Genomic DNA, 22,898 nt, shown 5'->3' on the forward strand with positions numbered 1-22,898 from the left:
AATATTAAGAAACTGAAGGTGTTTGATTAGTACATAAACGAATCAAATCCCAAGCGGTTCCTTGTATTCCAGTAACTCTAACAATTACCGAAGTTGCAACTTTGTAATCAGCTGCAGTATAAACGAACCAAATCAATTGCTGCTTTGTTCTTGTAACATCAGTTATACCAGTTTCTGCAAGAAAAACGGCTTCTCTTGTTGGTATAGCTCCTTTTGATGTACCTATAAATTGGTCTGTCGCAGCAGCCTGAGCACCAGTAGGAACAGTAGGGTTTCCATATAAATCATCAAATGGACCTGAGTTTGGCGTTGTCATTCCAGAAGTAGCTTTTTTAACTCCATTATGAATGATTTCCAACTTATCTACAACTCCTTGTGCATTAAAGTCCATAATAACAATTCCTCCCGCTGGGTTTTCTAAGGCAATAGTGTATTCTGTTACGCCTTCTCCTCCAGAAGAAGCCGATGCACTACAAGGAATCGTTGGCAAAGTTTCTTTTGGATTTATAGTAATGTTTATTATGGCAGTGCTAGAACATGTACCATTGCTTACTTGATAAACAATTGTATCTGTCAGCGTCTCGGTGCCATTGTGGGTGTATGTAATGGTATTGTTTAAATTGACAATTGCGGTTCCGTTTACCGGTGGCGTTACTATTGTAACAATTGGCGAAACAATAGCTTCGTCATTTGCTAAAACATTAATATCTCCGGAGTCTTCATTATCAACCGTTATGCTGTCGTTAACCAAAATTGGCTTTCTATTGGTGTAATCCCAAATAAGATATAATATTTGATCAGGCTCCGTTCTATTAAAAAGAAAACTAGCTGATTTTGTCTCAAAAAAACCAGGTTCACTAATTTCGGAAACACTTAAAAATGTAGCAGATGATAATATCGCATCAATATCCAATTCTGAGTAAACCACATCAGATACCAAGTAGCCAATTCTATTACATTCAGTAAGTAAAAAAGATCCCGAAGCAAGACTATCTTTGAATGACTCAATAGTAAAAACCGAATTATTTAAAGGAAACTTACCTACGCCTTCAATACCAGATTCAACAAGAAATTTACTAACCGGTAACTCACTAAATAAATCGTCACTACTGTAAAACGAAGAGCTACCCCACTTAAATCTATTGGTAATATTTTTCCCTTCGTCCTCTGGATCGTTTACGACAATGCTTACTATTTTTAGTTCTGATCCAGTTGGGCAGCTATTAGCAATTTCATAACTAATAGAGCTAGATACTGCTGTAACAGTTACAGTTACAATATTATCTAACAAACTAGTTCTGTTAAATGTAATATTTCCTATTCCGTTTACATTAGATACTACATGGTTAATACCATCAAATACAGCTTGTATAGTAGCATTACCTAAAGTGATATTATAATTTAAAACAACATCACCACTAAGGTTGTTTAGCTTTAATTGATAAGTAAAACTACCGTTTTGAGCGTTTTTTATAATAGTATTATTGCATTGTAATTCCAGAATTTTTTCAGGCTCATTACCAATAGAAACAAAATACTGTTTACTATAAGGGTCAAAGCCTCCAAGTTTTTTAGCGTTTGGCTGTGTTCTAAAAATATCACGGAACCAATCGACCATGCCATCTACAATATCGGTTGTGCCATCAATTGACAATCGGACAATACTACCTTGTTTCGTATTAGCGTAATACAATTGAAAATCATTTTCTGCAAAACTTTCTGGGTTTTTTCCAATACCATTATCACCCAAATAAGTAACCTCTGGACCAAGTACGTTATCGCTAGCTGTAACATTTGAGGAACCATCGGCATTATAAAGCAATCCTTTTTCAAACATTACTTTGGATGCTTTGTATTCTTTTAAAACTAAAATGTCATTATCACGGCTATGCAATTTCTGAATACTTCCGTATTGTTTATCCAATTCTTTAAAATTTAATGTAGCAGCGTTAAAAACGTTTAGCCCATTAACATTGCTACTTTCTACATACGGTTCGCTATAAATTAAATCAGCGTATCTCCTTATGGCTTTGTAGCTATCTACGGTTACAATAGAAGGTCGAAGATCAATATTCAAATACGGTTTATTGAAAGCGTCTTTTACAATATAACTTTCAGCTCCGTTACCCATATTGTAACAATTGAAAAAATCTAAGTCAATTTCTGCGGGTAGTAAATTAGTTTGGTTCTGTAAATTACCTTGATGCCTTCCGTTTACTATTTCAAATGTTTGAGCAGTTTGATAATAAACTTCTTGTTCAATCCCTTGCTTTTCCTCTGTTTCAAAAACTAATATACCTTCAGAAAAAACAACTTGAAAACTAACTTTAGTTGTAATGTTTCTTGATGCGGTACCGTCTCTGTGGGACCAAACATAAAATTGTTCTCCTTCTGGTGTAAAACCATACTCACGAGTAAAATCCTCGCCAAACTCACCTAACGTAATTACTTCTGAGTCATACCATTGTTTGATGCTATCGTAGTCGCTTTTTACTTTAAAATCTTTGTCGTAGGTTTCTTTGAATGCAATAGAGCCTCTAGCTTCGAACTCAATAAATATTTTAACAGAACTCCCCGCTTTTATTTTAAAAGGAACAAAATCAGTTGTTGCAACGCTACCAGTGCCAAAATAAGGGCTTGTATAAGTCTTTGCTGTATATCTCAAATGTGAAGATCCTTCAAATGATTTTGATACCGCAGTAATCAAATTCATATTGAAACCAACCGGCTTGATTTTCATGTACCTTCCTGCTTCTTTTATAACGGTGTCCGCTTCTGCATCTATCTTTCTATCAATAGTTGCTAATTCTAAAACCCTAACTTTTATAACCTCTTCAAGAGGGCCGCTAATGTCTGATTTTACAATTAAAATATCACCTTCTTTAATTTTATCACGGTTCGAGCCTTCTAATTTTACCCAACGAAATAAACCCTCAATATAAAATATAGAGGCGTATATGGTTTGATATTCTAATGTTTTTTGTTTTACAACTATTTTATAGCGATCAGCAAACGACGGAGGTAAATGGTTCACGGAAACCTTTATCCTGTTTTTAAAAAGCAACAGTGATTGTGGAATAAATATTGTATTTTTTAATTGAGTGAGCACCGTTGTTTCGCGGTTAAATTCATCTAAGTAAACAAAACCTATTTCAAGGCTTCTATTCGTTTTTACGGATGAAGAAAAACCAATTTTATAGTATGAAACAACGGTGTTGTTTTTAAAGCTCCAATTTACATCTTGATTTACAGTACTAACGGTAAAAACTAATGCAATTGATTTTACAGCTATACTTGTACTGCTATAGTTATCAATCGTAAAAGTTGTGTTAGAAGCTAAAACTGCTCCTGGAATATCTGTAATACTGTAGTTTTTTAGAAAAACATCGGTAACGTAATTTTCAAAGAAATAAATAAAATCAGGATCTTGTGCTAATTCAGCAGCATCAACAAAATCCTTTAATAATAAAAAAGAAAACGTCTCATTAAAATTACTAGCTGGCGTTTGGTTACTATCTAGGCTAATGAAAAAATTTATTCTATTGCCTTGCTTTAGCGCGGCATCTTGAAAATTAAAGCTTAAAATGTTATTTGTTACACCGTCGGCATTACTATAATTCAAGGGTAAGTCATTGCCTTGTAAGCTATCTGAAATTACAGAAAGATTGTAATTAAGTTTTACTTTCTTGTTATTAGCATCTATTAAATTATAGCCCTCTTCAAAGTTACCCATTACAATTCTATTTCCAATAACTGTTTGTGCTTTTGCTTTTAAAGGGATATTATCAAATGATCTGAATAATTCTAATTCAGGCAATACCATGTAATTTTTATCATTTGAAAAAACAAAACTTCTTGCTTCATTGTTTCCCCATCCTTCGTCTAGTTTATTGAAGGTTTCAATAATGTAAAGATTATTGGAATTACTGCCTTTTGCTACGCATTGAATATCCGTTACGCGCTTATCTCCAGTATTAATTGTTACTCTTACAGAGTTATAAGAGTTTACCATGCCAAGATTGTCTAGAACTTCAAAATCAAGTCTAAAAAGTCCGGGATAAAAAACATAATTAGAATAAGAAGACAAAGCAGAATACTCTCCATTCAAATATTTATAGCGGTAACTAAATGAAAGAAACTTTTCCTCAATACTGTTACCTCCATTACTTAATAAAACAGGAGCAACTTCAGGAGCAAAACGAGGTGGTTTTTTTATTAAAAAAATATCCTCTTTATCAAAACCGTTTAATCCGTATGCCTTGGCCATTTCAATATTAAAACATAACGGCTGCATATTATCGTCGTTCATAGCGATTAAATCCCTTGAAGGATCTCCGCTTAAAATTTTGTTGATAGCAGTAACAAAATTAGTGTCTTTCAAATCAAATACGCGAGCGCTGCCAATACGCGTGTCTTCTAAAACTTTTGATACGGCAGCATTAACAGCATCGTATTCTAAAAGGTAACTACCAATATCCGACTTGATCAACCAATACAATTTTTGAGTTGCTTCGTCAGCAAAACCGCCAAGGCAAATAGAATTGGTCCCAAAATCAATATTGGTTAATTTTTTATTTGGCAATGTATTTTGAACAGCGCCTACATCAGATCCTTCAGAATGTAATACCAAAACGTTTTCCGCATGACGATACTCTCCGTCTTGAAGTAAACGTTCGTCTTTATCTTTCTCCATTCGACCTGAAAGAAAATTTCTTCTAAGATTACTCATTGTATCTGATTAAGGTTGTGTTGTTAATACTTATATTATTTAGTTTGTTTTTTAAAGTGCTGTAATTAATTCCAAAATAATCAGCTGCTTCTCTTGTAGAAGAATAAATTAAACCAGTAGAAGTATCTAAAACTTTTTTGCTTTTTAATAATTTGTTACTTTCCGAAAGCTCTGGTCTTTTTTGGCCCCACATAGGATTGTCTTCTTGTAAAAGCTTATTTTTCTTTTTTTTAGAAATAATTTCTCTAGCTTCTAAAGTGTGTTTTTTGCCAAACATCGGATTGTTAGCCCCTGAAAAAACGCCAACCATGTTAGGTTTTTTTCTTCCCTTTAATTTTAATCCATGATCTGGTCTCTTAACTCCTTTCTGTTTTATGCTTTGATTTAGTCTTTTTTCTAAAGATGGTATATGTCCAAGAGCTCCTTCTCCTCCATCGGTAAGATTTGATAAACTTCCTTTGTTTAAATCTTTTCTACCGTAAAGGTTTATAAATTCTTTTTCCTTTTCTTTCACAATTTCGTAGTCGTCATGCTCAAAAATTATTTCAATATCGTAATCTGTTTTGGATACTATTTTATTCCATAGATTATTTCTTTTTGCTTTTGACTTAGCTCTATTGTAATATTTATCCTTGCCTATACCGATATAAAAAGGCTCTTTTTTATCTAATCTTATGTGTCTGTAAACGTAAGCCATTAGAATTTAGATTTAGAACGCATTTCTCTGGCAATACGTTTCATATTAATGTTTGATGCCGATTTCTTTGCCTCGAATCGAGTAGTTTTATATCGGTCTAAAGCGCGTCTTTTTTCGTTAATAGGTACATTTTGTCTTTTCTCGATTGTCGCGTAGTAAGTCCAATCTTTTAGAACTTGTTCTAAGTATTTTGGAACCCTAATTTCAGTTTCCTGCAAATACTCCCATTGCAAACCATCTGATTTATATTTTAAAACAATCTCTTGGTCAATCAATCTTGAATCAAAAACAATTTTACCATTTATGGTATCTACTTTGTATTCTCCGTTAGCGCTAAAAACAGATCCATCTATAAAAGCATTAGGATCATTACAACTTCTAACATACTCATAAGAGGTATGCGGCATGTTATAAACGTTTGAGGCATCAGCCGTTATAATATTCCCATCACTATCAAACAAAATTTTAGCATCATTGTCCTGCAATATTCCTACAGCTGTAATCATATTGTTATTTCGGTCTAAAGGGAATAGTTTTCTGGCTCCTGTTACGGAGTCAACTACTACAACAGAAACACTAGCACCACTTACATAATCTTGCGGAAGCACAATACAAGCATCATTACCAATAGTCATTTCAATAGCTAATGTTTCCTTGGCTACCTTTCTGATCAGTTCTTTTAATCCCATCTTAGCATGGTAAATCAAGATATTTCTATTGGTGTTTTTAATATAACTATCTTCTTCAAGACGGTCTATTAAAAGGCCGTCAATAACTTCACTCAAAGGCGTGTATTGGTAATTACCGTGTGAAGCTTCATCTTCGTGATATTCTTGTGGAGTCTGGGCCATTAGTTGCTATTTTTTTTATTCTCTTCGTTTACCTCTTCATTATTTCCGGCTATTTGTAAGTCTTGTTCTTTTAAGTTAATTCCAAACTTAACAAGTAACCTAGCCACAATATCATCCTCTTCCGAAGGGTGCATATCAATATCTTGAAAATCGGGAGCATCTGGATTAAATATCTCAACCCCATTAAATGCAGTATAGGTCCATTTAGGAACTAAAGGCTTTCGTAGGTAATACGCTGTTACATTTGTGGTGATGGTTGCAGGAAGTATTTCAACAGTATTTCCAGTTCTAAATCCAATAGGAAACTTAACACTTGGTTGTGTATGTTTAAATCGTCTCAAATGATTAAATTCTTGACTGTCCTTACACATACTTACTTCGTTTACTGAATTATAAAATATTGATTCTAAATAAACTATATTATCTGGAAGGGTAAATTTATCAGATGTGTACAGCAATGGATTTGGAGTTAAAAAATGTTTCATTTTGGCGCGAACAATGTCAGTAAGATTCTCTACCCCGTTTCCGATTAATCCTCGGTTTTGTCTATTAATGTACTTTGTTAATTCAAATGGGTATTCCTCATATTTTTCTAGCATTACATTATAAAGAGCTTTGTCAAAATCAGCAGGCTTGATGTTTCCACGAACCTCGCTATTGGCAAGCATTTTTACAGTTTGATAAACTCTATCGATCATAACGCCTTAAATTAATTTATGTTTAAAATAGTAAAAAACTATACAGAACACAAATATAATAAATATTTAGTATCAATTATTTATGTTTTAAACATAAAGTTTTTTATATTTTTGATAAAAATAAAACTCATGAAATTTAATGACAACTTAGACGACGAAAGAACTGAACTTATTTGGAGTTTAGTAAAAACATTCCTTTTGGTTTTTTTGGTAATGGTTATTTTATTCTTTTTTGTATGTCAATTATTGATCAAATAAAGAATGAAATTGAGCATAAACATAAAAGTTCCAATGGCAAATGCGGCCTTTACATTGTAGAATTATGTGCTAAAATAGGGCTTGATTATAATACAATAAGACCAAATCTTGAAAGTCTGTACAAAGAGAAATTCTTTACTGTTAAAGAGGGTATTAATGGAAAATTATTATTTAAAAAATAACAAAACAATGAAGCCAAATTATTTCACTGTTCACAAAAATAAAATTCCAAAAAAAGCGAAATATTCCAAGCCATACAGCAAGTTACAGTTGCAAAAAATGCAAGAGTGTACTCAGTTTTTTATTGACGAAACAAACAAGATTAAAAAATTATTATCGCAATAAAAAAGCCCCACTCAATAGCGGGGCTTCTTCGTGACTGGGAAAGTCAAACCAAACGAAAATGGTATTTTATGTATTTTTAGCTTCTGCAATTTTATTTTTTATCCACTCTGGATCATTGTAATATCTTGGAGAAACTTCTTTTCCGGTTACTTTTTTGTATTCCTCTTTCAACGCTTCCATGTCTTCTTTGCCTGTATCATCAGTTTCAGTAGCAAGATTGGTTTGCGTGTCTTCATTTCCTGCGGTTGTAGTGCTCATTTCGGCTAATACTTCAGCTCTAATTTCAGCTTCCGTTTTTACTGGAGGCAAACTAGCTTTGTATTTAGCAATAGCCTCAGCTTCAATTTCTTCAACTGTTTTTCCTGATTGCACTGTTTCAACTTCGGTGGTGCTTGAAAGTATAGCATCAGCTTTTTCGCCAATGCGCTGTAATACAGAAGTAGAAGATTCGTTTTCTTTTGATAAAAACTCACCAAGCTTATCTACACCTTTTTCGCCTTCAGCTACACGTACAATTACACCTCCATTTTCATCGGCCCACAAAACTTGTGTTTGAAACTGGTCGTATTTCACAATTCCTTTTGCAAAAGCTAACGCGGCAATAAAACGACCTTCGTAACCCGGCTTAGACATTTGTTCTAACAATGTTTTGCTGTGGTTTTTAGCATACTTCAATAACTCTGATTTGCATTTGAATTGCTCCCAATTAACAGCATCTAATGAAATCAAGATCATAGCCATAGCTTTTAATCTGAAACCATCTTTTTCATTGATAATGGCATTTGATGCTTTTGTCAATCTTTCAAAATCAACAATCTCTTCTTTTGCAGTAGCTTCTTCGTTAACTAAAACAAATTTTTCTTTAAACCATGGGTGCGCTTGCATCAAGTCATTTAAAACCTTGTCGTCTGGATTTACTCTAATCTCACCATCATCAAACCAAATTGGTTTTGGTTTAGCATCACCTTTGTGATCTTCCTTGTAAAAAGAACTAGCGCCAGGAACGTATTGAATTTCTTTTAAAAGTTTTTCTCCATTAACTTCTCTTGAAACTAGAATACCTCTTAGTGGTAATTGAAACCCTCCGCTTGTTTTCCCTGATTTTAATTTGTAAACATTCATGTTTATAATTTTTAAGTTAAAAAAATACAGGAGCACCTTTTACAGTGCTCCTGCTATTATTTCTAGGCGTAAGCAGCGTTACGTCTTCCAATGAAGTACTCATTAGCACCAACAAGTTGGTTTAATTGTTCTTGTGTAAAGTGAGACTCCATAGTATCTTTTTTGTGATCTGTAAATCCAGGTCCAAAAAGCTTAACTTGTTTCTTTCTGTTTGTGAAACCAGATTTACGGTACTTGATAGTCAAGTAAGCCGCATCTTTAGATTCCCCATCTTGCATGATAGATTTGTTACCAGCAGGAACCATGATGAACGCAGGAGCCGTAGCTTTAAAGTGTTCAGCACCCATAAATTGTGGGTTGTCAAGGATTTGCAATGCAGTAATAAAGAAAGTGATTCCTAAGATAGAAACCGCTTGGAAATCTAATGCCATAGCCATTTCTTTACTGTTATTGAAAATACCATAGTTGGCGCCATTAACAAAACCTGCATTAACACCTGCTAACATAGTGTTAAACTTGAACATTTGCATGTGATCAGCATAGATTGTGTAACTAGTACAACCACCTTGTTGCTTAATACGGTAAGCGATGTCAGCTAAATCTTCAATGTTTTCGATGTACTCATTAGCAACGTTTCCTCTTTCTTCAATTTGCTGAACAATACCCTTCATACCTCTTGGTTTTCCGGCAACTGTTGACGCTGCACCATCAGTTGATCTTCTGTGGTAGATATGAGTGATCTCAGCTAAGTTGTCGAAATAACGAGAATGGTTTGCCAACTCATGATTAAACCACATCGGACCATCTGGAGTTTCTAACCAAGTATCATGTGCTCTATCAGAGTCATTAATATCGTAGAAACCTTTGATGATATGCGTGTAGTTTTTGTAGATTGTAGGATCCCAATGAAAACCTTGTGTGAAGTTTTCAGTTCCTTTTGCAAAACGGTTTGAACCACTAAACAAAGTCACATTTCCAGCAAAAGCAAATGAAGCAGCAGTATCACTCAATGCAGTAAACACTTTTGAAGTAGAAACTGCTGTAACAATTGCCTGATCTTCATTAGTACCGTCAGAAATGATAATTACGTCGTTAACGCGCAATTGGTGGTCAGTTGGCGATGTAAACACGTTTCCTGCTACAGCTACATTCTTAGAAATAGTGTGCAAACGGTTTTGTTCTCCGTGTTGGATTTCATCTGAGGCGTAAGTCCCTTCGGAACCCGTCATACGTGTGAATCCTAAAATAGAACCTTTTCCAAATCTCATGTGAAATTTAGAGATAAGTTCTGGTTTATAAATCATTGCATAGTCATACGGATCGATGAAGTTTGCAGAAGATTTAATTGTGTTAGCCGGTGCATCAATAATTGACGGGCCTAACAAGTTGTTGTCGGTTAATTCGAAAGCCATGATTGAATGGAATTAAGAGTTTTTAAATGTCAAACTGAATTCCAAATCCTTTTGGTTTATTGTTGAAAATGTCTTTTCCTTTAGAGCTGTTTCCTGAATTTGGAATACGGTTTCTGTTGAAATTAACATTGTTCTCATTTTTCGTAATTCGCTCTGTAGTATCAGCAATAGCTTTATTTACAATGGCGCTTACTTCTTTTTCCCAGTTTTTAGGATCTAATCTCCAAATAGATTTTGCGAATCCTTGATGATCAAAACCCTTTTCGGTTCTAAAAAGATTAGCTGCTGTTTGATCAATGTCTTCGGTCAACTCCAACATACTTTTTCTGTCGGCTTGATCGTATTCGTAATCAAATGCGTAATTCTCTTTAACCCCATTATTATCAAACTCAATGCTTAAAGAAGTTTTGGCGACACTGTCCACCGCTACTTTCATGTCTTCAATATAGGCTTGACGTTGTTTTTGATGTGCGTCAAAAACAGTTTTTTCAACTTTTTGGCCGTTATCTAACGTAATCATTTCCACATCTGGATTTTGATCACCTTCTTTTGCTAACGGTGCTTTAAATTTTTCTTGTGCAGCTTTTAGGCTCTCTCTGTATTCTTTTACAAATTTGTTGAGCTTTAAAGTATCTTTTGTGCTTAATTCATCATCAGATAAATCAATGTTTAATTCATCTTCTATGTAAGCAATTAAATCGTCTTGTGAAGCTTCTACTCCAATTTCTTGCTTAACCTTTTCAATTGCTAATTCTAAAACAGGCACTTTGTCAAAATCTCTTTGCAACTGTTGGTAATCGCTAATGCCTCTACCAGTTTCAGTATGATAATCCAAAATAGCTTTTAGCTCTGGATTAATATTTTCGTATGGATTTACTGTTGCTGTTTTTTCCTGAAACAACTCTTCAAAACTAGTTACCTCTTTCCCGTACTTAGCTTTAAAAAAACCACGAACTTTTTCTTCATCAATATCATCAGCCGGAGGAGTGTCAGCATTATTGTTTTGCTGCTCTTGGTTTGAATCACCTCCTGAATTTGAATCACCATCGTTAGCCGATCCAGAAGTGTCATTAGCATCTACATTTTCGGCTCCCTCGCCTGCCGCTGCAGTATTAACTTCTTTTTCTTCTAAAGCGCCTTCCATGTTTTGTATTCCAAATGCACCCATTTTTATAGATTTTCGTTATAGTCTTTACAAATGTAATCATATTTATTTATGATATGCAAATAAATTTATGTTTTAAACATAAAAAAAGAGCAAGATTTTAAGTCTTGCTCTTTTTTTATATTGTTTGTTGTATTTCTATTCTTTAAATATCGTCTGCAGGTGTGGTATGACGTATAGATTCCGACAATAATTATAGTTTAAATAATTGGGCACCGGTTCCGGTTCAGGCTCCTTTGCAACATCTAATTTAGCCTTGGGCATTTCAATGTTTCTGCGGACAACAGCATCAAACAACACTACTACAGTAATTTCATTTGATTTCTGATCAACAAATGTTTTTTCAATTTTTTCTTTTTCGTTTTTTAACTCAAAAGCCTTGACGGGTGTAAACGCTGAGAGCAAAAAACAAAACAATACCGATAACATAAATACTTTTTTCATTGGTTTTATTTTTGATTAAAAATTAATTCGAAAACAAATATATAAAAAAGTTAATACAAAAAACATAAAAATTTATGTTAATCTGTAAACAACGAATTAAAATCAAAATTGTTTTCAAAGTCTATTGGTCCAGAGTCTTTTTTACGCTGCTCTATCATTTCTGAGCTTTGAGTAGATTGTCTATCTAAGCGTTTGTCTTTCGCTTCTTCTTTGAACTGGTTTTCGCTCATTTTTACATTAGCTTTTACCTGCTCTAAGTAAACGTCTTGTTCAAATTTTATTTGTTCTCCTGGCGCATCTATTTCCTTTTTCTTTTGGTACTCCATTAATCGAATACTAGATAAATTGGCTTCGGCCTCTACATCAATTTGTTTTTGGGCAACATAAGCTTGTGTTTTAGCTTGCGTGGCTGCTTGTGCCGATGCCATGTCGTTTTGACTTTTTTCCTTGCCCATAATGGATTGCTCTTCCATTCTTTGCTTGATGCGTTTTCTACGACGGTATTTCATGTATTCCATTGCTAATTTCATATTAGTCATTGCAATACGTTGAATTTCAATTTTATCCTCTACATCAATAGTACCTTCTTTCATTGCAATACTCAAATCATCATAAAGTTCTTGTTGTTGTTTTTGCGAAGGAACCATTTCAACAGTGAAACCAAACTCATGAAGACTTCTATCAGCCAAAACTTCAAGTGCTTCTACATTATGCTTGCCTACTGCATTTTCATAAATTCGTTTTAAATAACCTTCTTTGTCGTGCTTGAAAATAGAATGCAAACGTGAAGAAATTAATTCAGCTATTTTTTTATTAAAATCAGTAGCCGCCTCAACGATATGTTGCGTAGCGGTATTACTCGCTAATTGCGCCATTTGGTTTACCCCTAATAAAGCATCAGAGGGTAATGATCCGTCGCGGGCTGGGTTTACTCCGGTAACATCACGAATTAAATTGTAATAGTGTGCCCAAGTATTTAGTAAAGGAATCAAGGCGCTACCTTGTGAGTTGCCCATTGGTCGTGCTGGAGAACCTTCTTTTGATCCTCCTTCACCCATTTCAGTTCGTTGGGTAATCACCACCCCTTTTACGCTTAGCAAACTAATTGCCATTTTCCACTTTTCGTCTTTGCTTCCGCCTTCATCCTCATCTTCATCATCGCCACCAAGATCTGCCAAACTATCCAAATCAATATTAATCAAATCAGGTTTTAACTCTGAGATTAAGTGCTGTATTTTTAAGTGTTGTCGTTGTAGCTGCTTACACATTGGTTGAATATCGCTAAGGAAAGAGTGTAATCTATTTTCATAAATATTGGTTGCAATAACTACAAATGAAGATTTAGCACGGTTAAGATCGTCACGCTCTAAGTTTTCGCATTCTTGGTAGCCGTAAATTTCGTCGGCACCAACTATGTAGTTTCCTTCATACCAAGTATCAAGAGTTTTTGACATTTTTAAACCTGCTAAATTTTCTGGAGGATTAAAATTTTCGTCTTTTTTTGATACCTTAGTTACTTGACCTTTTCTGTTAACGTTCTTTTTATAAACCATAGTCTTTGATGATTTATAAGTAAATCGCATTACATGAATACGCATATCAAGTAGTTTTTCCATGTTACATTGGTCGTAATCCGTTTCAAAAAGAGTGTTTGAAACACTTTGCTTTTTGGCTATTTTACGTAAAGTAGCATCATCAAAACCGCTTTCTCTTTTTATATCATTTATGGTAATTGTATCTACAACAAAATGATAAAAAGCATCGCTAAAATCATCTTCTTCAACAAAGCTGTGACCGTAATATTCTGGGTTAACGGACTTGATAACTACCCCGTCATTTTTATCAATGTAACAGCGACCAACTGCAATACCTATCTCAACAAGATCTTTGTTTTTGGTACGCTCAATTGTTTTCCAGTTGTGCGTATTTTTCACATAATTGATCATTACCTCTTCGGCAATTTCAATCATTGGCTTGTCTTTTATCTGCATATAAAGATCTAATTCTTCCTCGTCTTCCGGAACAAATCCTTTGGGCGTTAAGTCAGGTAATCCAAGTTCCTTTGCACGCTCTAACATAGGTCGTGCATACATTTTACTTTTAAGTAAATTAACGCGATCCTGTTTCAATTTTAATGAAACAGCGTCAGCGGCACGAATATCTAAATTGTAATTACTGTCTTGAATACCATTAGAAACGATACGGCAAAATTTTTGAGCCAAGTTCAATTGTTCCCAATCTAAATTTACATAATCTAAATCACCTGCATTTCTGGCAAACAAATCTTTGTCTGCTTTTGTATCAGATTCAGCGCGAACAAATAATCTTTTTTCGCGGATCCAGTTTCTACGCGTCATAAAATTACAGTTCTTTGATTCTATACCGCCATTAAACCATTCACTTTCAATAAAGTGTGCCATTTGTAAACCGTAAGTGTTTTGTTTTTTTTCAGCATCAGGTGCTAATGGATCGGGTATTCTGTAGGTTTTTGAACTCATGGTTGGTTATTCTTTATAAGTTGATATGTTTCCTTTGTTGTTGTATTTTTGAAAAGGGTTTCTTCTTTTCTTTTTTGGCGGTGCTTTGATCTCGATTTTTTGGTTCCCAACTAATGAAAGTGAAGAGCTGATATAAGCATCAAAGTCGGTTCTTTTTTCAAGATCTACTGTTTGCCATTGTGTAAGCGTTCTTGTAAAAGGCATGTTACCCATTTGTCCTTTAGGACGGTTTATTTCTTCCATAGCAACACCGATATAATCTTCGATATAAGAATTGGTTGCATTAGCCTGAGCAATGCCAATTTTGGCGTTTTGAGGTGGGCAACCCCCAAACTCTAATTCCGTAGGTATTAAATCTTTGAAGGCTTTAAAAGGATTGTTCATAGAGTAATGACGGTAGCCACGGTTTTTTATCATTCGTAAAAAGTCATAGTTACTCAACTCACAAAGCATTGGCATAGAATAATATACCATAGCCATTAAAACATCTTCAAAAAACATTTCTATTTTAGGCGCACGGTCCAAGTATTCTAAAATAAAAGTATTGTTGGGTAGGCTTGTGGTATTCATTTTTGTGCTTAAATGAATAGCACCACGCGAACCTTTGGTAGCTGATTTTGTAACGTTGTATGGATCGACTCCGAAGCAGCCAATATGTTCGGCCATTGGTGCCCAAGCAAAAACACCGTTTATGTGTTTTTTTTCTTTTATGTTTTGAAATTCTTTTGGCGGGTGGCAACCTTTAGCAATCCAGAAACGGCCATTTGGATCAGGATTCCATTTTACTCTAGTGTCAGCAATACCGTTTTCCCATGAAAAATTACCGGTTTCAATTTCGTCCGGCATCATTTGATGGTTGTTGTAAAACACTTGTTGTTCTAGCTTGATAGAGTTGAAAGCACAATTTCCAGATTCATCACGAAAAGCATCATATATCGTATCAGGAAACTGACGTTTAAATTCGTTTAGATCTTCGGGCTTATTTGCTAATGCTTCAGCTTTGTTTTTTAAATAGGTTTTCGAACCAATGCTAGTATATTTTCCTTCATCCGTTTTAACTGGTTTTTCTGGATCTTCTACAATAGTAAATCCGTATTCATCAAACATTCCTTCCAAACAGTTTTCTGCTGGAATAAAAATTCGATACAATCCTGAAGTAGTTTGGCCGTTACCGTCACGTTTGCTTACATCGCTATCGTTCCAAACATCTTCGTATTCAGCTCCTCCCTTGTTTTTAGCATTTACAGTAGAAACTACCATAGATTTACCCGTGATACGAATACCTTTCGTATGTGAGGTTTTTACAATACCCCAATATTTATTAAAAGGAACATCAGGTGGGTACTTTCCAGATTCATCAAGCAATGATCTAAAAATGGCATCACCATCCATGGCATTTATTGCTGTGTTGTGCCAAGAAACTTTTGACCCTAAACCATCATCGCTAACAATTTCGTTTTTTGCTCTACGTTTAGTAGGTACATCAAGAACTAATTCTTTTTTAGGAGTAGATGTACCATCCCAAAGCGGTTGAAAAAAGCAAGGCAACCTTTTAAATCCTTTGATCAAACGATTAAAAATGTTACTTGAATCATTTCCTGTTTTTGAAATAATTCCAAGTATTTTATCCTCGTTTATAGTAGAGGCTTCTAATAATTCTACAACAGCCAAATAAGAAGCGCCAATACGTCTGTTTTTCACATATTGCATTCCGAAGCAGCGATCATCAGCTTTACAAGCCTCCCAAAAAATCATTAATTCATTTTGAATTACACGAAAATTAGGATAATCAGTCTCTTCGCGCACCCACTGAATACCGTAATAGTAAGTACCTGGAATGTAAATAGGAAATCCTTTTACATAAACCCACATTCCTTTTTCACGTCTATCGTATTCATTTTCAATATATTCAGAATGTTTGTTGTATAATGAATTGAGGTATTTAGCTGCTTTGTCTGATTTTTCTTTTTCGGATCCAGTTAACTTTCGGTTGTAATTAGCAATAGAGGTTTCTGTAAGTTCTTCCGGCAATGGCTCTCTGGTGAACTTTTGGTTTAAAGCCGTTTTATTGTGGTTAAGAATTTCTTCTTTTAGGGGTTGTTGTGGCAATCCAATGTTGATACCACTGATGTTGTAAATTTCTCCAAGAGTACCATCTTTCGAAATAATAACGGTATCAATAGACGCGTCATAGCCGTACTTCCAAGACTTGGCCTTGTTTCTGGCTAAACGGTTTTTATCATCCGTTAAATTTTCAACTTTTTCTCCTAGATAAAATATCATTAATCTTTATTTTTTTGGGCGTACCTTTTGGTTGGGTTTTTTACTGTTGTTGCTTTTTCTTCTGGCTCGGCTTCTAGTTTTACTATAGCCTCAAATAATTCTGGAGCATTCAATTCCATTTCAAGCATGTTGATTTTCTCCATCATTTTATTAGCGTTATCAAGCGCTCTATCACGCACATTGATAAAAGCAAACATTTGTTGTTCAGCGGTGACTACTAATGAATCTCCGTTTTCGCCTTCTTTTTTAACCTCTTTAAAATCAGGTAATGGAGCCGTTACAGCTGTAAAAATTTGATTGACTAATGTTTGGTATTTATCCACTAATTCAGGAATAGATTTCCTTCTACTCTCTTGTAATTTGCTTTCTTTACTCATGCTGCTAAAACATCTTTAGTACGGATCCAATACAAGGTTTCGTTTTTAAAGAAAAATGGTATTCCGCACGTTGGGTTAATAAATATTTCTTGTCCGTTTTCTACATCATTCTCTTCCAAAAAAGCATTGCGGTATTTTACGGTAGCCTTTCCTTTTACAGTTTTTTCTTTGTCAGTACCGGTGATTAATCCTGATATTTTTTTTGGCTTTTCAGTAATAAATGAAACCATCAAATTATCGCCATAACCTTTCCATTCAGCAGCATCGCTCTCACGATACAGCACAATCATATCAGGTTCGATTTTATACCACGACTTTTCTTTATCTACTAAATGAATGCTTTCCTGCACACCTTCTTTGTAGATTTGTCGGTATAAAATGGTAGCGTCAAAAATCACTTGATACCCTTTTTTTAATATTGTTTTGCCTTGTGCTGGAACATTTACAATTGTTCCAAAACGATTTGCTGCTCTATCTCTTGATATTTTTTTATCTATAAAAAGTTCAATGTCGCCAACTTCAATTGTGTCATTAAAAGCCTTTTCGACTTCTAGTATAAAATGATTTATTCCTTGCATTGTTTATGTTTTTGATATAATAGTTTATGTTTTATTGAGCATAAAAAAACTATTTTTTAATGTTGAAAATTGATTTCTTAAACCCAACCATTCCAAACTGTTGACCGCCAACATTCAAATATTCAGCCGATAGAATATCGCCCTTTCTGTTTTGAAAATTCAGATCCAGTTGATAAGCTGCTTGGTTGAGTTCTTTGTTTACGCCAATCGATCCACCAACCAAAACCCGAAGAACCGTTTGTTTTTGTTTAACCTGAACTTGCGTTTCAATTTTCTTTCGAACGTAACTTGGCGTAATTTCCTTTACCTCACCTTGCACAATTCCTTCTATGTTTATGATAATATTTTCATCTTCAAAAGGAGTCGAAGAAAATTTATTTAATTGCATTGATTTATTGTAAGCAATTATCCTTTTTAAAGAGTCAGTTTCTTTTGCAAAATCAGACTTTAGTTTTTCGTTTTCAGTAATTAATTTTTCATCAATCGGATTGTCTATGTATTCAGTCACACCTTTTTCCTGACGTCGGGAAGATGGTTTTGTAACCGCTTCATGAACTGGTTTTTTAGCTTGAAAACTTCCCTTTACTTCGGGTACTGTCACTTTTACAATTTGTGGCGTTGGCGTGCTTCCTGAACATCCACGAAGCCACAAAAAGACAAAAAGCAATATCCATCCTAAATATTTAAAAAACTCTTTGAGATAAGGACTTTGTAAATTGATTTGCATGATATTTTTATTTTGTAAATGTTTTAAATTATGCTGCTTTTGCCATTTCTGCATACATTTTATCGGCTTTCTCTAATTTCTCATCATACTTCAATTTCCAGTAGTGTTCCCCGTTGTAATAGTAAGCGACTACTTTCCAGTTACCGACAACCAAGGCGTTGAACATTTTCTTATTTGATTTAATAAAAAGCAAACTGATCCGCAATTGATTGAATTCGGATTCTTTAGCGTAATCCCACATCGCACCAACGGATTTGAATCCTAACAATTCCCAATGAAAGCCCATCACTTGCATAATTCCAATGGATGTTGCTTCCATCGCTGCGTTTGGATTTTTGGTAAAAGCATCATTGAAGGCAATCCACTCTTCTGCTTGACGTTCTACACCATTCACGGACCATTTACCCGAAGGAGTATAAGGTGACTTTCGCTTAAACCAAACCGGCTCAAACTGGATGATGATCTTACCCGTTTTTTTGTCAAATCCAATACCTCCACTTTCTACGTGCTTTATGGCTTGTATTCTTGAAACCGGTACACCAAATTCAACTGACAACTGTTTAATTTCTTCAAGCGTTATTGTTTTCATAATTACTCTGTTTTATCGGTATCAAACAAATCTTTTAAATCTCCTGTTTTCTCAAAATTGTAAATTTTATCCATTATGAAAGCGGGAGGAAACTGCTTGTTTGAGAGTATATAAATATTTTTCAAAGCTTTAGAAACAGGATACAATAATGTCATTACTTGTATCATAATTTTAAATCCTTCGCCAACGAAATTATTTCCTGCGGTAAGTCGAAGCATTTCCAAAAGAGCATGAACAACTATTAGAACTACCCACATCAACACATTTTTTTTGAACATTTCTACCCAATTAAAAGTCCCCATTTTGTTATGAAAAATAGCCCCAACGATCATATTAATTACTAGGCAAATCAATATGAATGACGAAAACTGCTGATTGGTTTTAAACCAAAAATTCAATCCGTCTAACAAGTAAGCGATTGGTGCAAACGTTGCCAAAACTTGAAAAAAATAACTTATTTTGTCAGTAAAAGTTGGTCGGTTATCTGCAAGTAAGATGATTCTACAAAGGGCTTCTTTAATGTAATTCATGAGGTTTATTTGATTGTTAATTTTAAATTTCTGTCGCTAAAATTACTCCTGCATCATTTACTGATATTCTCCAGTTTTTTGTTGCACTTTTTAAATCTTGAAATTTTTGTGCTGTTAGCGTAATTCCAATACAATTTGTCCATCGGCACTTTGGGTTGTTTGCTGAAATATTTGGTAACGCTAAAGCGGTATTGGCGTTGTCAACTACTCCACCAATTCGTAAAAGTGTATTATTGATTTGAAATAATTCGTCGCCATTAAAATTAGATTCTTGAAAATCTGAAAGTTTTGCTCCAGTTGCAAAGCTTAAATTAAGATCTAAGTAAACGCGGTTTGAAAAGAGCGTATCAGTATCTTTTTTGATAAATGTACCTGACGCACCAAACGCTAAAACATTTGAGTTAGTTAATTTAAAACCACTCCAATTTCCTGAAACTTGAAAACCGTCTTGGCAGCCGTAAAAACCATTAGTAGTGCCTGTAAATTGTCTGTACCCTGTAAGTTTTCCTAATGATGCACAGTTTTCAAAATTAACGTCATTCATTTCTATTGCATTGTTTCCCGCTACATTTGTCAAGTCAAAAACTCTTCCCGCTCCTGAGTTGTATACAATATCTCGAGTAATAAAATCACCACTACCGCCACTTACGGGTGAAGTAAAAATCGATTGTCCGGCCACGTTTTTAGAAATTCCAGAAACATTAAAACCATAACCAACTAAAGTTAACCCGGTCGATGGTACTTGAATGTATTCGTCAGCTGCTAAAATTAGTTTACCATCAATTACATAGGTAGTAGATGAGTCTAAAACTCTGTTTATTATGTCAAGCTTACTTCTTATTACCTTTTCTTTTAGCTTTTCTTTTGAAGTTGCTGATATTGTATTTTCAAGTATATTTTTTCCAAAAGAACTAAAATTTGTTTTAAGATTACCTTCATTAAGAACTATCAAGGGGTCTATTTGATATTCAATTAAAGTGCTTGCAGGATTATCAGTTATAATAGAATTATGACCTATTATTTTAAAAGAAAGTAAACCGCCTGAAGTAGGTATATTACCAACTTTATCTCTAAAACTAAGTAAATATCCACTAGTTGTTATAGCACTGTTTTGAATTGTTAAATTTGCAGTTATACCAAAATAATTAGGATTTTGAGGGTTTACTCTTCCAGTAAAATTTAAAAAATTATAATCAGTTGAACCAGCACCTTGTGGTCCCCCTAAAGTTACATTATTAAAATTTGAAACAATATTACCTGTTATATATAAATTACTATTATCAGAGTGTTGTACTTTTACATTACAAGTTGAAGCTATTATACTATTATTAAAAATTATTTCCGAGCGTCTTATTGGGGCATAAGATTTTTTATCTGCTACTAATGTTATATCACCTGCACCTGTTACATTTCCTAATTTAAATGTACTAACAGTTCCACTTCCAAATATTGCTCTATTTTCTGAAGCTATTAAATTCAAAATTTCAACTTCAAGGCTACTAATTAATGCTTGAGCATCGGTAACATCATTAGAACAAAAATTAAATCTTGTATAGTTCCAAGTACCTATTTTCACCTTAACAGCAGTAGCATGAAAAAAAGCATAATCACTAGTTATTACATTAGTGTTAAAAATGTCACATATAATCTTAGAAGGTATTAAGCTAGTACTTTTAATTTGCATACTACCAATAAAAGTAAGTTCTCTAGTAACTATACTAAAAGGTTCTGCTGTAGTGCCTAATCTAACATCATTTACATTAAAAATAGCATGAGCTAAAGGAGCATCAATTCTTATAGGGTTTCCATCGTTAATCGGATATCTAGAATATTGACCAATAACAAAACAACTAAGATTAAAATTTATAATTCCACCAAAAGATGTTTTATATATAACATTTTTTGCTCTAAAAGCACTTGTGACTTGTCTTGTTACATTGCCATCTATAAATTGAATAGTCCATAGGTCAGTAGAACTGGGAATAGCATTAAAAGCTGCCAATTCAGTGAGAAATGGCTTATCTTGATATTCAACTTCTCCAGTCGCATTATTGCCATTTATGGTATCAACAAAAACAGTAAACCCAATTTTTGAAACCGCTGTGATTCCGCCAATTGCTATATCGCCACTTCCTAAAATAGAATTTCCGTTAATGGTTTTTATATTTGTTCCAGAAAATAATGTGTTTTGTTTACCGCTTATATCAACATTTGAAACTCCTGCTAATCTTGTTATCTCTGCATCTGAAACAAGACTTTTACCTGCTACTTTGTCAACTTTATTGCTTAAATTAGCGTCAACTTCAGTTTTTGTGTAATAATTTGTTGGTATAAATAATTGATTATTTACATATAAATCGTTTGGAATTCTTGTGTCTCCGTTTTCGTCAAGTATCACTAATTCGTTTACTACTGTTGAAAAAGGAACATAAGTACCGTCTGGTAAATAAGTAAAATGATACTGTCTGAAATATATAGGCTCACCTCCATTATCTGCTGTTGCTACCTCTAATTCTGCACCGTCAAGACTGTTTTGACCAAATCTAATTCTGAAAAAGTCAATCCCATTAGCCGTCCGACCTTCCACTAAATCCATTTGACCGTTTCCAATAAGAGTACTAGAAACTTTTTTAGCAACTGAATTATCTGGAGAAGGCGTGATGTTTCCTATTGTACTTCCAAAAACAGGAATGAATGTAACCTCTAAAGTATTAGCTGGTAAATCTGGTTTACTTACAATGTCAGTGCTTTCAATACCTTGAATTAAGTTGTAGCCTCCAGACGTATTAGCTACTAATAAATCAATACGATAATACCCATCTGTAGCCGTGTTTATAGCTTGACTAAATGCGCTTGTAGTTAAATATTCTACGTTATTAATTTTCCATTTAAAAGAGTTTGCGTCGATGCTGACGGTATTACCTACTTTTTGAATAGTTCCTACTTCTAAAAAAACATCTGATGAACCGCCCGAAGCTCCACCATCTTCTAATACTTTAATTCTATCATCTAGAATTTTTGCCGTTCCGTTGTAACCACCACGGTCTAGTTTATCAGAACTGCTTTCGTTTACATCAAAGTAAATGCTATAAATTGTTTCACTCTGAAAGTTTCCTAAAAAAAAGTCGCCAAGAACTTCTACATCAAATACAAAATAGTCTGTTTCGTTTTCAATATTTAAAATTTTGAAATTAAAAAAAGTATCTGGTTTTGATGGATCAAGAATTTTAAGAACTAAATTATCAATTGTAGCAAGTTTTTCAAAAAGCAATGTCAAGTCAATAGGCTGCAATGCATTTTTATTGAATATTAACTTTGAAAAATCTCCAACACTACCTTCATTAGTGTCTGTAAAAAACATTCCTTTAGTAAAATAAGATGTTTCTGGATCACTAGCGTCAGAAAAAGCAAATTGAATATTATTAACGCCATTTACCCCATTAATCAATTGAATGATTGAGTTTAATCGAAAGTTTTTATTCTTTTTATTATTTTCTGAGTCTGTGCCAAATAAATAGTCGGACAAACTAGGAAGATCCTTGTAGTTATAGATTTCGGTGTCGCTTGCTTTTGGCATCTTTACAATAAGAATTAA

16 protein-coding genes are annotated in these 22,898 nt (G+C 34.0%); all 16 read right to left on the reverse strand.

Annotation, left to right across the window (positions count from 1 at the left end; all coding sequences use genetic code 11):
* Positions 1 to 4 precede the first annotated feature (4 nt).
* Positions 5 to 4,729: an Ig-like domain-containing protein gene (locus ACXX80_RS14440; RefSeq protein WP_458553843.1), complete on the reverse strand. Its 4,725-nt coding sequence runs from the start codon at positions 4,727 to 4,729 to the stop codon at positions 5 to 7.
* Positions 4,722 to 5,426, reverse strand: coding sequence for an NUMOD3 domain-containing DNA-binding protein (locus tag ACXX80_RS14445; RefSeq protein ID WP_458553845.1), 705 nt, complete (start codon positions 5,424 to 5,426; stop codon positions 4,722 to 4,724). The genes ACXX80_RS14440 and ACXX80_RS14445 overlap by 8 nt, the downstream gene beginning before the upstream one ends.
* Positions 5,426 to 6,277: a hypothetical protein gene (locus ACXX80_RS14450; protein ID WP_458553847.1), complete on the reverse strand. Its 852-nt coding sequence runs from the start codon at positions 6,275 to 6,277 to the stop codon at positions 5,426 to 5,428. Before ACXX80_RS14450 ends, ACXX80_RS14445 begins: the two co-directional genes overlap by 1 nt.
* Positions 6,277 to 6,975 (reverse strand): hypothetical protein, encoded by a 699-nt coding sequence (locus ACXX80_RS14455; RefSeq protein WP_458553848.1) that lies wholly within the window; start codon positions 6,973 to 6,975, stop codon positions 6,277 to 6,279. The genes ACXX80_RS14450 and ACXX80_RS14455 overlap by 1 nt, the downstream gene beginning before the upstream one ends.
* A 669-nt stretch (positions 6,976 to 7,644) precedes the next feature.
* A complete protein-coding gene (locus ACXX80_RS14460; protein WP_458553849.1) occupies positions 7,645 to 8,700 on the reverse strand; it encodes a hypothetical protein in 1,056 nt (351 codons plus the stop codon).
* A 62-nt stretch (positions 8,701 to 8,762) separates the two neighbouring features.
* Positions 8,763 to 10,112 carry a hypothetical protein gene (locus ACXX80_RS14465; protein ID WP_458553850.1) on the reverse strand — a complete coding sequence of 450 codons (1,350 nt, stop codon included), beginning with the start codon at positions 10,110 to 10,112 and terminating at the stop codon, positions 8,763 to 8,765.
* A 22-nt stretch (positions 10,113 to 10,134) separates the two neighbouring features.
* Positions 10,135 to 11,280 (reverse strand): hypothetical protein, encoded by a 1,146-nt coding sequence (locus ACXX80_RS14470; protein WP_458553852.1) that lies wholly within the window; start codon positions 11,278 to 11,280, stop codon positions 10,135 to 10,137.
* Between the two features lie 135 nt (positions 11,281 to 11,415).
* Positions 11,416 to 11,721 (reverse strand): hypothetical protein, encoded by a 306-nt coding sequence (locus tag ACXX80_RS14475; RefSeq protein ID WP_458553854.1) that lies wholly within the window; start codon positions 11,719 to 11,721, stop codon positions 11,416 to 11,418.
* Positions 11,722 to 11,798: 77 nt separating this feature from the next.
* Positions 11,799 to 14,219, reverse strand: a complete 2,421-nt coding sequence (locus tag ACXX80_RS14480; RefSeq protein ID WP_458553855.1) for a hypothetical protein — start codon at positions 14,217 to 14,219, stop codon at positions 11,799 to 11,801.
* Between the two features lie 6 nt (positions 14,220 to 14,225).
* Positions 14,226 to 16,502 carry a hypothetical protein gene (locus tag ACXX80_RS14485; protein WP_458553857.1) on the reverse strand — a complete coding sequence of 759 codons (2,277 nt, stop codon included), beginning with the start codon at positions 16,500 to 16,502 and terminating at the stop codon, positions 14,226 to 14,228.
* Positions 16,502 to 16,879 (reverse strand): hypothetical protein, encoded by a 378-nt coding sequence (locus ACXX80_RS14490; RefSeq protein WP_458553858.1) that lies wholly within the window; start codon positions 16,877 to 16,879, stop codon positions 16,502 to 16,504. The genes ACXX80_RS14485 and ACXX80_RS14490 overlap by 1 nt, the downstream gene beginning before the upstream one ends.
* Positions 16,876 to 17,457 (reverse strand): hypothetical protein, encoded by a 582-nt coding sequence (locus ACXX80_RS14495; RefSeq protein WP_458553859.1) that lies wholly within the window; start codon positions 17,455 to 17,457, stop codon positions 16,876 to 16,878. Before ACXX80_RS14495 ends, ACXX80_RS14490 begins: the two co-directional genes overlap by 4 nt.
* 49 nt (positions 17,458 to 17,506) lie before the next feature.
* The gene (locus ACXX80_RS14500) at positions 17,507 to 18,184 is read right to left on the reverse strand and encodes a hypothetical protein (RefSeq protein WP_458553861.1); all 678 of its coding nucleotides are present in this window, start codon (positions 18,182 to 18,184) and stop codon (positions 17,507 to 17,509) included.
* A 28-nt stretch (positions 18,185 to 18,212) separates the two neighbouring features.
* Positions 18,213 to 18,773 carry an N-acetylmuramidase domain-containing protein gene (locus ACXX80_RS14505; protein WP_458553862.1) on the reverse strand — a complete coding sequence of 187 codons (561 nt, stop codon included), beginning with the start codon at positions 18,771 to 18,773 and terminating at the stop codon, positions 18,213 to 18,215.
* A gap of 2 nt (positions 18,774 to 18,775) precedes the next feature.
* Positions 18,776 to 19,303 (reverse strand): hypothetical protein, encoded by a 528-nt coding sequence (locus ACXX80_RS14510; RefSeq protein WP_458553863.1) that lies wholly within the window; start codon positions 19,301 to 19,303, stop codon positions 18,776 to 18,778.
* A 22-nt stretch (positions 19,304 to 19,325) separates the two neighbouring features.
* Positions 19,326 to 22,880, reverse strand: a complete 3,555-nt coding sequence (locus ACXX80_RS14515) for a hypothetical protein (protein WP_458553865.1) — start codon at positions 22,878 to 22,880, stop codon at positions 19,326 to 19,328.
* Positions 22,881 to 22,898: the final 18 nt, after the last annotated feature.

It is taken from the genome of Flavobacterium sp. GNP002, from assembly GCF_054343795.1.

Coding starts and splice junctions, on each gene's coding strand:
- ACXX80_RS14440 (WP_458553843.1), bottom strand. CDS start 4,729: ATGAGTAATCTTAGAAGAAATTTTCTTTCAGGTCGAATGGAGAAAGAT.
- ACXX80_RS14445 (WP_458553845.1), bottom strand. CDS start 5,426: ATGGCTTACGTTTACAGACACATAAGATTAGATAAAAAAGAGCCTTTT.
- ACXX80_RS14450 (WP_458553847.1), bottom strand. CDS start 6,277: ATGGCCCAGACTCCACAAGAATATCACGAAGATGAAGCTTCACACGGT.
- ACXX80_RS14455 (WP_458553848.1), bottom strand. CDS start 6,975: ATGATCGATAGAGTTTATCAAACTGTAAAAATGCTTGCCAATAGCGAG.
- ACXX80_RS14460 (WP_458553849.1), bottom strand. CDS start 8,700: ATGAATGTTTACAAATTAAAATCAGGGAAAACAAGCGGAGGGTTTCAA.
- ACXX80_RS14465 (WP_458553850.1), bottom strand. CDS start 10,112: ATGGCTTTCGAATTAACCGACAACAACTTGTTAGGCCCGTCAATTATT.
- ACXX80_RS14470 (WP_458553852.1), bottom strand. CDS start 11,280: ATGGGTGCATTTGGAATACAAAACATGGAAGGCGCTTTAGAAGAAAAA.
- ACXX80_RS14475 (WP_458553854.1), bottom strand. CDS start 11,721: ATGAAAAAAGTATTTATGTTATCGGTATTGTTTTGTTTTTTGCTCTCA.
- ACXX80_RS14480 (WP_458553855.1), bottom strand. CDS start 14,219: ATGAGTTCAAAAACCTACAGAATACCCGATCCATTAGCACCTGATGCT.
- ACXX80_RS14485 (WP_458553857.1), bottom strand. CDS start 16,502: ATGATATTTTATCTAGGAGAAAAAGTTGAAAATTTAACGGATGATAAA.
- ACXX80_RS14490 (WP_458553858.1), bottom strand. CDS start 16,879: ATGAGTAAAGAAAGCAAATTACAAGAGAGTAGAAGGAAATCTATTCCT.
- ACXX80_RS14495 (WP_458553859.1), bottom strand. CDS start 17,457: ATGCAAGGAATAAATCATTTTATACTAGAAGTCGAAAAGGCTTTTAAT.
- ACXX80_RS14500 (WP_458553861.1), bottom strand. CDS start 18,184: ATGCAAATCAATTTACAAAGTCCTTATCTCAAAGAGTTTTTTAAATAT.
- ACXX80_RS14505 (WP_458553862.1), bottom strand. CDS start 18,773: ATGAAAACAATAACGCTTGAAGAAATTAAACAGTTGTCAGTTGAATTT.
- ACXX80_RS14510 (WP_458553863.1), bottom strand. CDS start 19,303: ATGAATTACATTAAAGAAGCCCTTTGTAGAATCATCTTACTTGCAGAT.
- ACXX80_RS14515 (WP_458553865.1), bottom strand. CDS start 22,880: ATGCCAAAAGCAAGCGACACCGAAATCTATAACTACAAGGATCTTCCT.